This window comes from Longitalea luteola (genome assembly GCF_017356035.1).
GTDB classification, from domain to species: Bacteria; Bacteroidota; Bacteroidia; order Chitinophagales; family Chitinophagaceae; genus Niastella; species Niastella luteola.
The window spans coordinates 64,986-79,274 of sequence record NZ_JAFIQX010000011.1 but is presented as its reverse complement, the minus strand read 5'-3'; the positions used below and the strand labels follow the sequence as shown (position 1 = coordinate 79,274).

Annotated in this window: 10 protein-coding genes; 4 read left to right on the top strand and 6 right to left on the bottom strand. The window is 46.7% G+C overall.

Features of this window, described 5'->3' with window-relative positions:
- Positions 1-90: 90 nt before the first annotated feature.
- Complete coding sequence (locus JUB15_RS22475) at positions 91-915, top strand: 3-keto-disaccharide hydrolase (RefSeq protein ID WP_207514899.1); 825 nt, start codon at positions 91-93, stop codon at positions 913-915.
- 8 nt (positions 916-923) lie between these two features.
- Here the strand turns inward: JUB15_RS22475 and JUB15_RS22470 are convergent, their stop codons facing one another.
- A complete protein-coding gene (locus tag JUB15_RS22470) occupies positions 924-1,427 on the bottom strand; it encodes a methyltransferase family protein (RefSeq protein ID WP_207514898.1) in 504 nt (167 codons plus the stop codon).
- 335 nt (positions 1,428-1,762) lie between these two features.
- Positions 1,763-5,098, bottom strand: coding sequence for a preprotein translocase subunit SecA (secA, locus tag JUB15_RS22465; RefSeq protein WP_207514897.1), 3,336 nt, complete (start codon positions 5,096-5,098; stop codon positions 1,763-1,765).
- A 353-nt stretch (positions 5,099-5,451) separates the two neighbouring features.
- Here secA and JUB15_RS22460 point away from each other — a divergent pair, with 353 nt between their 5' ends.
- The gene (locus JUB15_RS22460; protein WP_207514896.1) at positions 5,452-5,988 is read left to right on the top strand and encodes a hypothetical protein; all 537 of its coding nucleotides are present in this window, start codon (positions 5,452-5,454) and stop codon (positions 5,986-5,988) included.
- A 31-nt stretch (positions 5,989-6,019) separates the two neighbouring features.
- Here the strand turns inward: JUB15_RS22460 and dprA are convergent, their stop codons facing one another.
- The 4 genes from dprA to folD form a co-directional block, all read right to left on the bottom strand.
- Positions 6,020-7,144 carry a DNA-processing protein DprA gene (gene dprA / locus JUB15_RS22455; RefSeq protein ID WP_242696475.1) on the bottom strand — a complete coding sequence of 375 codons (1,125 nt, stop codon included), beginning with the start codon at positions 7,142-7,144 and terminating at the stop codon, positions 6,020-6,022.
- Between the two features lie 129 nt (positions 7,145-7,273).
- On the bottom strand, positions 7,274-9,181 hold the full coding sequence (locus tag JUB15_RS22450; RefSeq protein ID WP_207514895.1) for an OmpA family protein: 1,908 nt from the start codon (positions 9,179-9,181) through the stop codon (positions 7,274-7,276).
- Between the two features lie 106 nt (positions 9,182-9,287).
- Positions 9,288-9,908: a 7-carboxy-7-deazaguanine synthase QueE gene (locus JUB15_RS22445; RefSeq protein ID WP_242696474.1), complete on the bottom strand. Its 621-nt coding sequence runs from the start codon at positions 9,906-9,908 to the stop codon at positions 9,288-9,290.
- Between the two features lie 183 nt (positions 9,909-10,091).
- On the bottom strand, positions 10,092-10,967 hold the full coding sequence (gene folD, locus JUB15_RS22440) for a bifunctional methylenetetrahydrofolate dehydrogenase/methenyltetrahydrofolate cyclohydrolase FolD (protein WP_207514894.1): 876 nt from the start codon (positions 10,965-10,967) through the stop codon (positions 10,092-10,094).
- A gap of 105 nt (positions 10,968-11,072) precedes the next feature.
- On the opposite strand from folD, the gene JUB15_RS22435 reads away from it, so the two are divergent.
- Both JUB15_RS22435 and JUB15_RS22430 read left to right on the top strand, forming a co-directional pair.
- A complete protein-coding gene (locus JUB15_RS22435) occupies positions 11,073-11,894 on the top strand; it encodes a hypothetical protein (protein WP_207514893.1) in 822 nt (273 codons plus the stop codon).
- Between the two features lie 11 nt (positions 11,895-11,905).
- A complete protein-coding gene (locus JUB15_RS22430; protein ID WP_207514892.1) occupies positions 11,906-13,963 on the top strand; it encodes a ComEA family DNA-binding protein in 2,058 nt (685 codons plus the stop codon).
- Positions 13,964-14,289 lie beyond the last annotated feature (326 nt).

The window sequence follows — 14,289 nt, the reverse complement described above, 5'->3', positions numbered from 1 at the left end:
ATAGACCAGGGAGAATTAGCACCTTGGGTCATTTGCCGTTTTGCGTTTCACGATATTCCTGTATCTTCCGCATAAAGAACACTATCCTTTATGCGCACAGGATTTTTTATTCGCAATTGCCTGTTATATGCTATTGTTACAATATTGGCTGCCTGCCAAACAGCCCGTAAGGGTCAGGCTGTAAAAAATGGCTGGGTATCTTTATTCAACGGCCGCGACATAAACGACTGGATCGTAAAGATAAACCACCATGAGGTAGGCGAGAATTTCGGAAATACCTTCCGGGTAGAAGACAGCATGATCAAGGTCCGGTACGATCAGTATGGCGCTTATAACGATCAATTCGGGCATCTGTATTATAAAACGCCTTTTTCGTATTACCATCTGGTAGTGGAATACCGCTTTGCCGATGAATGGAAAAAGGACGCTCCCTCGTACACGCTGCTTAACAGTGGTATCATGTTCCATTCGCAGGATCCGCGTACCATGCCCAAAGAACAGAACTGGCCGATCTCCATCGAATTTCAGTTGCTGGCCGGCCTGGGCGATGGCAAGCCCCGTACTACCGGCAACATGTGCTCGCCGGGCACTCACATTGTTTATAATGGCAAGCTCGACACCCGCCATTGCATAAATTCCAGTTCCAAAACATACGATAAAGATGAATGGGTACGTGCAGAACTCATTGTGCTGGGCGATTCACTGATAACCCATATTGTAAACGGTGATACGGTAATGCAATATTCAAAACCACAGATCGGCGGCGAAGTGGTTCAGAACTTTGATCCAAAGATGAAGCAGGATGGTAAGATATTATCATCAGGATTCATTGCCCTGCAAAGTGAGGGACAGCCTATCGATTTCAGGAAAGTAGACATTCGCAACCTGGAGGCGGACATTAAAAGCAAGAAATAGTAAGTTAGTTAGCTATTCAATAGCCTGAAAGGACGTAACCGGGGTAACCACCGCGGTACATGTTTTTTATACTTGAGATAATCGCTGCCAAAGCGCTGCATCATGCTGCGTTCTTCCACAAAAATGAAATAAAGCGTATTGATGATAAAGAAGGCTACCGCCCAGGCCAGGATATGGCTGGAATACAACATGAGCCCTTCCCCGGTTATCATAAAGAATACCCCGGAGATCATGGGATTGCGGCAATACCGATAAGGTCCTTCCACGATTAATTTTTTGGTAGGTTCCCACGGAGCCAGTGTGCCCTGCCCCAATGTTTTAAAAAGAAAAACAGTGTATACAAACAGGGCAGAACCCACAACCGCTATCAGCCAGCCGGTGAGTTTGAGGGTCAGGGAATGTGGTATCAGCACATCTTTGCTGTCGTATAATAAGTAAGGAACAATAAATGTGACCGTAAAAGGCATTATGATGATATCACGTAAATGTTTTGCAATTGACGGCGACTCCATATAAACGTTCATTTAGGCTTTATAAAAAATGCTACCCGGTAAAATTCATACCTTTTTCAGGGCGAACAGGCAAGTACAAATCGCGGTAATAGGATGTTCCGGAGTCTTCAATGGTACGTCATCGATGCCAGGGTTTTAACTTTGGCATGCATTTAAAAAACTAAAATACACCGTTTTGCCAGAAAACGGCGGTCTTTGCTGCAAAAATTACCAGTAAGTGGTAGCAGTGGTCATGATTTTTAAGGTACAGTCTGTAAGTGAGCGTTATCCATATAAAAAAAGCACCTGTTTTTCAACAGATGCTCTTATATAAATTTTGCCTTTTATATACGCTGCTACACCACATCCCGTCCATGGCAATTCTTGAATTTCTTGCCACTGCCGCAAGGACAAGGATCGTTACGGCCAACTTTAGGCCCTACACGAACCGGTTCCTGTCTTACAGGTTCTTCATATTGGTCGCGTTCATTGGCTGCATAATCATCACCCCGGGCATCTATCTCCTCTTTATTGGCGCGCATGCGGCTCATATCGGTCTTTTGCTCATGCCCTTCGCGGATCTGCGCCTGCTGTTGAGGGCCAGGGCCCTGTTGTTCTACCGGTATGCCTGCATGACATAAGAAACTGATGATATCTTTGTTTACATCACTGTCCATTTGTTTGAACTGGTCATAGGCAGAGATCTTATAGATCACCAGCGGATCTTTTTGTTCGAGATAAGCTGTTTGCACGCTTTGTTTCAGATCGTCCATTGCACGTAAATGCTCCTTCCATGCTTCGTCTATAACAGCCAGGGTTATCTGTCTTTCCAGTGCGCTGATCAGTTCCCGACCATCGGTCTCAAGGGTCTTGTTCAGGTTGGCCAGCACCTGTAATCCTTTCTTATTATCGGTGAACGGTACTACCACATTTTCGATATGGCTGCCCTGGGTAGCACGAATGTTCTGGAACACCGGTACTGCCTGCCGTTGCAATTCTGCTGTTTTATGCTGGTAACGGGCGATGGCTTCCTGGTATAACTTTTCTGCCAGATCACTGGCTTTGCCTTTCTCAAATTCTTCCTGCGCAATAGCGCTGTCGATACCGAAGTTTACAATGGCTGCAAGCTTGAAGCCTTCGTAGTCGTTTTGTTCCTGGAATGAATTTACCAGGCCTTCCGCAACGATATAGAAAGCGTTATCGAGGTCAAGCGCCAAACGATCGCCAAACAGGGCGTGATTACGTTTTTTGTATACCACGTTACGTTGTTTGTTCATTACGTCGTCATATTCAAGCAAACGCTTACGAATGCCAAAGTTGTTTTCTTCTACCTTCTTTTGAGCGCGTTCGATACTCTTGGTGATCATGCTGTGCTGGATCACTTCGCCTTCTTTATAACCGAAACGGTCCATAATGCTGGCAATACGTTCGCTGCCGAACAGGCGCATCAGATCATCTTCAAGCGATACATAGAACTGTGATGTACCGGGGTCACCCTGACGACCGGCGCGGCCGCGTAACTGGCGGTCAACACGGCGGCTTTCATGGCGTTCGGTACCAATGATGGCCAAACCCCCTGCTTCTTTTACGCCGGGGCCCAGTTTGATGTCGGTACCACGACCGGCCATGTTGGTGGCGATGGTAACGGCGCCTGCCAGACCCGCTTCTGCTACCACCTGTGCTTCACGGGCGTGCTGTTTGGCGTTTAATACGTTGTGCGGGATCTTTTTGCCAGTCAGCATCTTGCTCAGCAATTCACTCACCTCTACCGACGTGGTACCTACGAGTACCGGCCGGCCTGCATTGCGCAGGTTTTCTATTTCGTCAATAACTGCTTTATATTTTTCACGCTTGGTTTTGTATACGAGGTCTTCGTGGTCTTTACGAATGGCAGGCACATTTGTTGGAATGGTCACTACATCCAGCTTGTATATATCCCAAAACTCCGCCGCTTCGGTTACCGCAGTACCCGTCATACCGGCGAGCTTATGATACATGCGGAAGTAGTTCTGCAAAGTGATCGTAGCGTAGGTTTGGGTAGCTGCTTCGATCTTTACCATTTCCTTGGCTTCAATGGCCTGGTGCAAACCATCGCTGTAGCGGCGGCCATCGAGAATACGGCCGGTTTGTTCATCCACGATCTTTACCTGGCCGTCCATTACTACGTATTCCACGTCCTTATCGAACAGCGTATAGGCCTTCAACAATTGTTGTACGGTGTGAATACGGTCGGCTTTAATAGTGTATTCGTTCAGGACCGCTTCTTTGCGTTGTAATTTCTCTTCCGCACTGATCTCTGATCTGTCAATTTCTGCCAGGTGAATACCAATATCGGGCAGTACGAAAAAGTCGGGATCTTCGCCTGCTCTGGTAATGGCCTGAATACCTTTATCGGTCAGGTCGACGGAGTTATTTTTTTCATCAATATGGAAGAACAGCTCTTCATCTACAACCGGCATTTGCTTTTGCTGATCGGCCAGGTAATAGTTCTCAGCTTTCTGGAGTTTAACTTTTATGCCAGGCTCGCTCAGGAATTTGATGAGGGCGCTGTGTTTGGGTAAACCGCGATACGCGCGCATCAGGGAAAGGCCGCCTGATTTTGGATCATCATCGCCTGTTTCAAATTTTTTCTTTGCTTCGATCAGGTTCTTGTTCACCACCTGTTTTTGCATTTCAACCAGGTTGCGCACCCGATCGCGCAAGATGTGGTATTGCTGGTCATCGCCACGCGGTACGGGACCGGAAATGATCAAAGGCGTACGAGCGTCATCGACCAACACGCTATCCACCTCATCCACCATGGCAAAGTGGTGTTTGCGTTGTACCATTTCTTCGGGCGTGTGCACCATATTATCGCGCAGGTAATCGAAACCGAATTCGTTGTTGGTGCCGTAGGTGATATCGGCCAGGTAAGCCTTTCTTCTTTCTGCACTGTTTGGCTGGTGTTTGTCGATGCAATCAACCGTAAGACCCAGCCATTCGAAAATGGTTCCATTCCACTCAGAGTCACGTTTGGCCAGGTAATCGTTCACCGTTACGATGTGAACACCTTCACCGGCCAGGGCATTCAGATAAGCAGGCAGGGTAGAAACAAGCGTTTTACCTTCACCGGTTGCCATTTCCGAGATCTTACCCTGGTGTAACACGCTACCGCCGATCAGCTGTACATCGTAGTGAACCATGTTCCAGGTGATGAGGTTGCCGCCGGCATTCCAGCTGTTCTTGAATATGGATTGGTTACCCTGGATAGTAATGTAGTCTTTTTTAACACTCAGCTCCCGGTCGAGGTCGGTAGCAGTGGCTACCATTTCGCTATTTTCCTTGAAACGGCGGGCGGTTTCTTTCACTACTGCAAATGCTTCGGGGTGGATCTCTTTCAGGATCTCTTCAATTTGCTTGTCGCGCTCTTTCAGGAGGGCGTCTACCTGCTGGTAGATAGCATCTTTACCTACGATATCGCTGAAAGGCAAGGCTTCTGCCTGTTTATTCAGGTCGGCGATCTCTTCGTCTGTCTTCTGCAGGTGCGCTTTTATCCGGTTTTTGAACTCCTGGGTTTTATTACGCAATTGATCGTTAGTCAGTGACTGGTAAGCAGTAAAATTCTTATTGATCTGGTCTACAACCGGCAGGATCGACTTAATGTCCTTCTCCGACTTGCTTCCCCCGAACATTTTTGAAAGAAAACCTAACATGATATAGCGGTTAATTATTTTAAAATTTCAAAGTTACATCCGGTCAAAAAGGATGCTACACTTTGGTATAGAGCCAATTTGACAGGGACGTCAAAGGTAAGAAAAAGCGGGCAGTCCTGTTGCCTGTTTGTAGTATTCCTATTACCGCTTTGTGGTATTATCCACCGGCCAAAAGGTTCCTGAAGGTCTTAGAAATCACCTGAATAGCCTTCTGTCTCTATTACCTGCCCGAAAAGGTCCCCTTTTAGTAATACAAACCACTCACATTTCCACCAAAGTGGTATTGTGAATATTGCTAATTCAAGCCAGTTTTGGAGTATTCATTCCTTATCAAACCATTAATTTTTTAATTTATGAAAAAGACGCTGACTTTCGCATGCAGCTCACTTGTTGCAGTCTTACTCATTTTTTCTGCCTGTAAAAAGGGCGACGAGGGACCTGCAGGTCCCGCCGGACCGGCCGGCCCACAAGGTCCAGCCGGCGCCCAGGGGCCACAAGGCATAGCAGGCAATGCCAATGTGACCCAGTATACATACGGCGCACATAATTTTGCCACTTCAGCCATCGCTGCTCTGACGGTAACCACTACAGCTGATACCATGAACCGTAGTGCCTGGTTTGTATACCTGGTGAGATCAAGTGGTAATATATATCCGATCCCTGGATTCGGCCTCAATGGCACCAGCGATTACCGGGTATACTGGTCTCATTTCAGCAATAAAGCGAATTTTACCATCTCAAAGGTTTCAGGAGCAGGCGAAGAATACACCAATATCAGGATCATTCGTATTTACGCCAATACCGCTACTGCTGGTGGACGCATCGGTTTGCCTGCCATAGATTTCACAGATTATTATGCAGTATGTAAGTATTATAACCTTCCGTATTAAAGCGGGCAGCTGATCGTGTGCTTTAATTCGCTTAAACGAGTTGATACATCTTCCCAGGCAGTGCCAGTATAATGTTCTGCAATTCCAGGTTGAGGATGGCGGCTGCCATGGAGCTGGTGCTGAGCCCGCAGCGGAGGTTCAATTCGTCAATATGCACGGGTTGCTTTTCGTGGAGGATATCTACAATAGTTTTTTCGACCTCATTTAAGTCAACAAAAAGTTCTTTTTGGGGTCGAATCTTTTTAGCCGCTGGCAAATTCCAACCCATGACCGCTGCCAATTCCTGTGTTTCTGTGACTAAAATCGCTTTATTGCTTTTAATAAGGGCATTGCAGCCTGCACTTTTGGCATCGGTTGTCTTGCCCGGGAAGGCAAAAACATCGCGGTTATACCCATTCGCCAATTCAGCCGTGATCATACTGCCGCCTTTTATGCCGGTTTCAATGACCACTACGGCATCGCACATGCCGGCTACGATCCGGTTGCGGATGGGGAAATGGTGTTTCTCCGCTGTAACATCACTGTAATATTCAGTGAGCAATCCGCCGCCCTGTTTTATCATGTCTTTTGCCAGTGCAGCGTGTTCTGACGGGTACAGGGAATTGAGCCCATGGGCCAGTACACCTATGGTAGGCAGGTCGTTTTTCAGCGCTGCTTTATGCGCCAGGGCATCGATGCCGAAAGCGAGCCCGCTTACCACCAGCACGTTGTACTCGGCCAGTTCGGCTATAAGCTTTTCAGTAAGTTGTTTGCCGTAGCTGGTGTGATGCCTTGTTCCGATAACCGCTATTACGCGGGCTGCGTTAAGATCGGTTTCTCCCCGGAAGAAAAGCAGGGTAGGGGAATCGTAACAATGTAAAAGCCGCTGCGGATAATCGGGTTGGTTTACAAACAGTGGTTTTATGTGATGTTTTTCTATGAAGGCGATCTCTTTTTCGGCCTGGCTGAACTGTTTAAACGATTTAATGCACCGCGCACGAACAGATCCGATGCCTTCTGTTTTTTCCAGTTCAGCAATGCGTGCCTTAAAGATGGCTTCCGCCGTATGGAATTGTTGAATTAACAGTTTGGCATGTACGCAACCTATTTGGGGTACCTGGGTTAATGCCAGCTGGTATAGCAGATCGTTAGTTATCGTCATGGTTAATGGTGCCATTGAAACTTTAACTAAGATACGTGCTTTATGTTACAAGGAATACAGATACACACAGGCAGAGCCCTGAAACCTGCAACTTGTAACCTGGAACTGATTCCCAGGGATAGTTATGCCTTATTGTGAGTACTATTATTGACTCACCACCTGCAACTCCGTTCTTCTATTCTGCGCTCTTCCCTGCTCAGTATCGTTATCGGCAACTGGTTTGGTAGCGCCGTATCCTTTGAAGGTAAGGCGGGCGGCTTCAATACCTTTGCTCATGAGGTATTTTACCACGGCCTGTGCCCGGTTGTTCGAGAGGGTCATATTGTCGGTTGCTTTACCTATGTTATCGGTATGTCCGCTGATCTGGATCTTCAGCGTCGGGTTCTCTTTCAGCAACTGGAAAATGTTATCAAGCTCGATGGTTGATTCCGGCCTCAGATCGAACTTGCCCAGGTCAAAGAAGATATTTTTCAGCACAACGCTCGCATTGGCTTCAATCGGTTGTAAGGGAATATCGATGTTATAAGTAGAATCAGCACCTTTCTGGCTCAATGGAAAATTTTCCGAAAAGAACAGATAGCCCCGGCGTTTTACATTGAACGCATAGTCTTTGCCAACGGGTAAGGTGATGAGGTAATTGCCGGTGGCGTCCGTCTGTACCCGGCTCATTACATCGCGGGTGCTCAGGTCGGTTAGTTCAACTCCGGATGGCAATCCTTTCAACGTTTTTTTATCGTACACCTTTCCTTTTACCCACAGGGTGCGGGCCGGTCTTACATCTTCGCGTAATTCAAATGAATACAGATCAAGGCCGCCCCTGCTATCGCTGCGGTCGCTGGTATAATAAGCGGTTTTGCCATCGGCGGCAATCACCAGGCTGCCTTCATTTTCAATGGTATTGATGGGGTAGCCAAGATTAAGGGGCTTTGACCAGCCTTTCGCTTGTTTTTTAGCCATGAACAGGTCGGTGCCGCCATAACCCAGATGGCCGCTTGAGGTAAAGTACAGGGTTTGATTATCGGCATGAATAAAAGGCGCATTCTCATCACCGATAGAATTTATTTCGGGGCCCAGGTTTTCGGGATCGCTCCAACGGCCATTAGGTAACAGGTGACACACGTACAGGTCCTGACCGCCATATCCGCCGAGGCGGCCGCTGGCAAAATACAGATCGCGCTTATCGGGCGACAGGCTGGGCGCGGATTCCCACGATTCGGTATTTATCCGGTTGCCCATATTCTCCGGTTTACTCCAGCCATCGGGCGTGCGGTAGGAAATATACAGGTCGCAGCTGCCTAACCCATAAGGGAAATTGCAGCCGGTAAAGATCAGCCACTGACCATCCTGCGAAATGTTCTGCGCACCTTCGTTGAGGTTTGAATTGATGTCGCCAGGCAGCGGTTGGGCTTTTGTCCAGTGACCATTTTCAAATTTCGATTCATAGAATTCTTCATTGCCATTTACCCGCCGGGTAAAAATAAATTCTTTATCATCGATGGTAAGCGTTGGAAAATATTCAAGATGCACGCTGTTGATGCTGTCGCCCATATTCTGCGGTTCGAACTTGTAATTACCATTCGGGTGCTGCTTGCTGTATTCAATGGCAAACTCATAGGTCTTGCGGCGGTAATTAGCTGCCTTCAGGCTTTGTTCATTCAGGTTAGGCAGGGTAAGGAACTCGTTCACCGCCTGTAAGGCTTTTACAAATTCGCCTGTACCGGCCAGGTTGATGGAGTAGGGCAGGTTATAATCTTTGAACCAACTGCTATCTATGGCTTTGGCTTTTTCATAGTTCTCGATGGCGCTCTTGTAATTCTTCTGTTCAAAATACAATCCGGCGATGGAAAGAAAAGCTTCGAGGTAGCGGGGCTCTATTTTAATGGCATCCTGCAATGTCTTTATGCTTTCATTGTAATTGCCATTCATGGCTATGCCATATGCTTTTTCAAACAGCGCTTTTGCTTTCTTACTTACTTTATCAGGATCATATTGTGCCCGGGCTGAGCAAAACACGCCGATCATGAGGGATATTGTAATTAATTGCTTAATCATCAGATAAAGATAAAAAATGTGTGCACTTCCCGGAAAAACGGGTTTCTACACCTGTAAGATGCTAATAGCGGCCCAAAAGTTTGTAAGAAAGTGTTATAAATGAACGTTACGGCACATGAATGTATTTGTGCAGCTGCAGGGAGAATTCCCAACGCGGATTGTCTTTAATATATTCGATGATCAGTGGCGTTACAATGGCTGATTTACTCCATTCCGGTTGCAGGAAGAGTTTGCAGGTGGGCGAAACCTGTGCTGCATATTTTTCGGCCCAATCAAAATCGCTTTTATTGTAAATTACCACTTTCAGTTCATTGGCCAGTGGCAGTACTTCCGGTAAAGGCGCTTTGAATTTTTTGGGCGACAGGCAGATCCAGTCCCAGGAACCGCTTACCGGCCAGGCGCCGGAAGTTTCGATATTGGTTTGAAAACCCGCTTCATGCAAAGCTGTAGTAAGGGCATCGAGATTATGCATCAATGGTTCGCCTCCCGTGATCACGGCCAAACGGCCGGGAAATGCGCTGGCAGCGGTTACCATTTCATCGATGGTTAGCAGCGGATGTTTGGACGCATCCCAGCTTTCTTTTACATCGCACCACACACAACCTACATCGCAGCCACCGAGGCGGATGAAATATGCGGCTTTTCCCTGGTGGTAACCTTCCCCCTGGAGCGTATAAAACGACTCCATTACAGGATATTGGATCGTATCTGTAGAAGCTTTAGTCATTAACATCAATATTCTTGATAATAACAGTGTATGGGCGAATATGTTGCCTTCAATGTGATAATTTGCTAATGTGATAATTGGCTAATTAGCTAATGGAGCATTTTTTGGGCAGGCAGATCGTTGTCATGCATGCCGAAGAAGACCATTAGCACATCAGCAAATTATTACATCAGCACATTGGTTTTAGTGTTTAAGCAAACACGCATTGTACGTGTTCTTCATCAATGCGGCAATGGTCATGGGGCCTACGCCACCCGGCACCGGCGTGATCCACGAGCATTTCGGGGCAACGGTATCAAACTCTACATCTCCTTTTAATGAATATCCTCTTTTTTTCGTAGCATCTGGAACGCGGGTGATACCTACATCGATCACAATGGCGCCGTCTTTAACCATATCGGCCTTCACAAACTCAGGCCGGCCTAAGGCGGCTACAATAATATCTGCCTGCAGGCAAATTTCTCTTAGGTTCTTTGTATGGGAATGGCAAATAGTGACGGTGCAATTGCCGGGGTTGCTGTTAGCGCTCAGCAAAATGCTCATGGGGCGGCCCACAATATTGCTGCGGCCGATCACTACCGCATGCATGCCCTTGGTGTTGATCTTGTAATGTTCCAGCATAAGCATAATGCCATGCGGTGTAGCAGGTATAAAGGTGGGAAGGGATTGCACCATTCTTCCTACGCTTACGGGATGAAAACCGTCAACATCTTTTGAAGGATGAATGGCGTTGATCACTTTTTCATCAGAAATATGTTTGGGCAAAGGCAACTGTACCAGGATACCATCCACATCAGGATCTATATTCAACTCTTCGATAGTTTCCAGCAGTTTGAACTCGCTGATGGTGTCCTCGAGGCGAATCAGGGTAGAATGAAAACCGATCTCTTCGCAGGTTCTCACTTTTGAACCTACATAGGTTTCACTGGCGCCATTGTTACCTACCAGCACAGCGGCCAGGTGAGGCACTTTTTTACCTTCGGCTACCAGTTGAGCCACCTTTATTTTCAATTCATCCTTTGTTGCCTGTGATACAAGCTGACCATCTAAAATTTTCATGGCGCAAAGGTAAGTGCTGCGGTTGGTTGCCCTAAAGGAGAATAAAAAATTTTTTATATTAGGTTTTTTGAATATGTTTAATGGCTTTTTAGAAAGTCTGCTAACGTGAAAAGACTGCTGTTGCCATTTTACTTTATCCCCTGTCTGGCCGTTGGTCAGTCAGTACGTTATTCGCCGGGTACACTCTACACCGGGCTGGGGGCTTATAGTCAACAATTTACCCAATCGTTTTCCTTCCTGGCCAACCAGGCTGCACTGGGTGATATTTCCAGATGGAGTGCAGGCGTATATGCCGAACAAAAATATGGGTTGAAGGAACTTTCGCTGTACATGGCCACAGTAGCTATACCGGTAAACCGGGGCGGCATCGGCATGGCCATGCAATATGCTGGTTTCAGCGATTTTAATGAAAGCCAGTTAGCGCTGGCCTATGGCAAGGACCTTGGCCGGGTAAGCCTCGGCATTCAGTGCAATTATAACATGATGCAGGTAGCAGGCTACGGCAATGATGCCGCCATTGGGTTTGAGGTGGCCAGTCAGTGGCAGGTGAGTTCATCACTGGTTACCGGTTTTCATCTTGTGAATCCGGTGGGTGGTCATTTTCGCAATCATTGGCGTGAAAAGCTCGCGGCTGTCGTCCAGTTCGGCGCTGGCTATGAGGTGTCGAAGCAACTCTTCATCAGTACCGAGATCACCAAAGAGGAAGACCGGCCGGTAAGTGTGCAGGCTGGCCTGCAATACGTCGTTGTGCCCGACCGGTTATTTATACGCACCGGTATAACCACAGCTACTACTTCGCCATATGCAGGCCTCGGCTGGCAATGGAAAAATTGCCGGGCCGATGTATGTGTCCGGTATCATCCTCAATTGGGGCTCACACCCGGATTGCTACTCTTATTTTATGGGAAACAAAAAGCAGCACAGTGAAATGGCGGCTGGTGATATGGTTCTTGCTCGCTTGGATGACAGCCTCACCGCAGGAACGACAGCAAACACCGGTAAATGAACAACAGCTTGAACTGCAGGCTGAGCGCGAAGAAGGCCTTGCAGAAGATGATGCCCAATGGCAGCAGTTGGAATATTTGACAAAACATCCGCTGAACTTAAATGATGCTACAGAGTATGAGTTGAAAGGGTTACGACTTTTAACCGATCTGCAGATCAGTAATTTCTTGTTGTATCGCAGGTTACTGGGGCCCTTATTACAGGTACATGAACTGCAGGCCATCCCTGCCTGGGATGTGGCTGCCATAAAACAGTTAATGCCCTATGTTATCGTAAGTAATGAAAAACAGATGGTGGCCCGGCTGGGCGAACGGTTACGGCATGGCGAACAAACGGCGCTGTTACGGTGCTCCCGAACAATAAGCAGTTCTGCCGAACATAATAAAACTACTGAAAGTTACCTGGGAAGCAGAACCGCTGTATTATTCCGCTATAAGTACAATTATAAAAACCTGTTACAATACGGCATAACTGGCGATAAAGATGCCGGTGAACATTTTCTCAAAGGGGCGCAGCAAAAGGGCTTTGATTTTTATTCTTTTCATTGCTTCGTCCGCAAGCTGGGCATCGTTCAATCCCTGGCGATTGGTGACTTCACGGTTGGTTTTGGTCAGGGCTTGATACAATGGCAGGGAATGGCTTTCAAAAAAAGTGCTGCTGTTTTAAATATAAAAAGGCAGGGGCCGGCGCTGCAGCCTTACAATTCAGCCGGTGAGTATAATTTTCACCGGGGCATTGGTTTAACCCTGCAGCAAAAAAATGTCAGGTGTACGTTCTTTGGCTCATCGCGACATTTAGATGCCAACATCATGGAGGATAGCGCATCTCATGCACAAGCATACATCTCTTCCATCTTAACCTCCGGCTACCACAGGACACCGGAAGAATTGAACGACCGGCATACGGTGCACTGTATAACGGCCGGCGGATCTTTACAGGTCGCTAACAACAGATCTCATATTGGCGTGCAGGCCGTGCTGTACAGTTTATCGAAACCGCTGCAACCCTCCGGTGAAATATATGACCGGTATGCCATCAATGGGCGCAACTGGAGCAATTATAGTTTCGATTACAGTTATACTTTCCGGAATGTGCATGTATATGGTGAAGTAGCTTTGGACAGGCAGCGGAACACGGCCATGATCCATGGGCTGCTGGCCAGTCTCGATCCGAAAGTAGATATGGCTCTTGTTTATCGCAATATTAGTCCGCAATACCAATCCCTGTTCAGCAATGCATTTACAGAAAACAGTTTGCCGGCAAATGAAAATGGTTTGTACGCAGGCTTATCGGTAAGGCCGTTGGCCGGCTGGAAACTGGATGTATATACTGATATTTTCAAATTCCCCTGGTTAAAGTACCAGGTGCATGCCCCTTCCGGCGGACATGAATACCTGGTTCAGGCAACTTACACGCCTGATAAGCATGTTGAGATCTATTCCCGGTTCAGGCATGAAACAAAATGGAAGAACAATGCCGATTCCGTTATTGCCATTCAGCCGCTAGCACAAGTAACCCGTTTAAACTGGCGCACACATATCAATTACCGGTTGAACCGGAGCATTGAATTGAGAAGCCGGGTTGAAAGTGTTTGGTATGTTAGTAACGGGTATGAAATGGAAACCGGCTTTTTATTTTATACGGATGTGCATGTTAAGCCGGCATTCAAACCTTTTTTCTTTAATGCCCGGTTGCAGTATGTTGAAACGGATGGTTATAACAGCCGGATCTATGCCTGGGAGAATACCGTTCTGTATAACTTTTCAATACCGCCATTATTCAATAAAGCGTTTCGCGGTATTGTAAACCTTAATTACCGGTTAATGGCGCGTCGGGCGAAACAACATTCGAGAAAGTTCAATTGCCTGCTCTCTTTATCCTGCGCACAATCAGTTTATCCCTCGAAAGAGGCAGTTGAGGCAACGAAGAATGCTGTTGAGGCGTACAATAGAGCAGATTTTAAGCTGCAGGTTATCTTGGGTATGCGATGAACAATGTTGCAAGCGTTTTTGTTCATTAAAATTTCTTAAGCGATTAAAATCTGATTAAAGGAGCTGTTCGGTTATGCATCATAGCCGAAATAAAATTTATATAAATTTACCGTTTGTGTAATAATATTGTGTTTAAGTTGTCGTGTTTTCAGGCAACTTGATAACATATTTACCTTTTTTAAGCCGATGGAGAAGAACGGAATGCTATGTGTGGGAGAGTTTTAAAACCTGTGGTGTCGTGTTTTGCAGCATGGTGGTTATGAAAATGAAGTTTTCATGAGGTCGTGAATTTTGTGTGTAATATGCTTGCAGCATTTATAAAATTC

What these genes read in the sequence shown, in the direction of transcription:
- JUB15_RS22470 (WP_207514898.1), bottom strand. Translation starts at nt 1,427, where the DNA reads ATGGAGTCGCCGTCAATTGCAAAACATTTACGTGATATCATCATAATG.
- JUB15_RS22475 (WP_207514899.1), top strand. Translation starts at nt 91, where the DNA reads ATGCGCACAGGATTTTTTATTCGCAATTGCCTGTTATATGCTATTGTT.
- JUB15_RS22450 (WP_207514895.1), bottom strand. Translation starts at nt 9,181, where the DNA reads ATGATTAAGCAATTAATTACAATATCCCTCATGATCGGCGTGTTTTGC.
- dprA (WP_242696475.1), bottom strand. Translation starts at nt 7,144, where the DNA reads ATGGCACCATTAACCATGACGATAACTAACGATCTGCTATACCAGCTG.
- JUB15_RS22460 (WP_207514896.1), top strand. Translation starts at nt 5,452, where the DNA reads ATGAAAAAGACGCTGACTTTCGCATGCAGCTCACTTGTTGCAGTCTTA.
- folD (WP_207514894.1), bottom strand. Translation starts at nt 10,967, where the DNA reads ATGAAAATTTTAGATGGTCAGCTTGTATCACAGGCAACAAAGGATGAA.
- JUB15_RS22445 (WP_242696474.1), bottom strand. Translation starts at nt 9,908, where the DNA reads ATGACTAAAGCTTCTACAGATACGATCCAATATCCTGTAATGGAGTCG.
- secA (WP_207514897.1), bottom strand. Translation starts at nt 5,098, where the DNA reads ATGTTAGGTTTTCTTTCAAAAATGTTCGGGGGAAGCAAGTCGGAGAAG.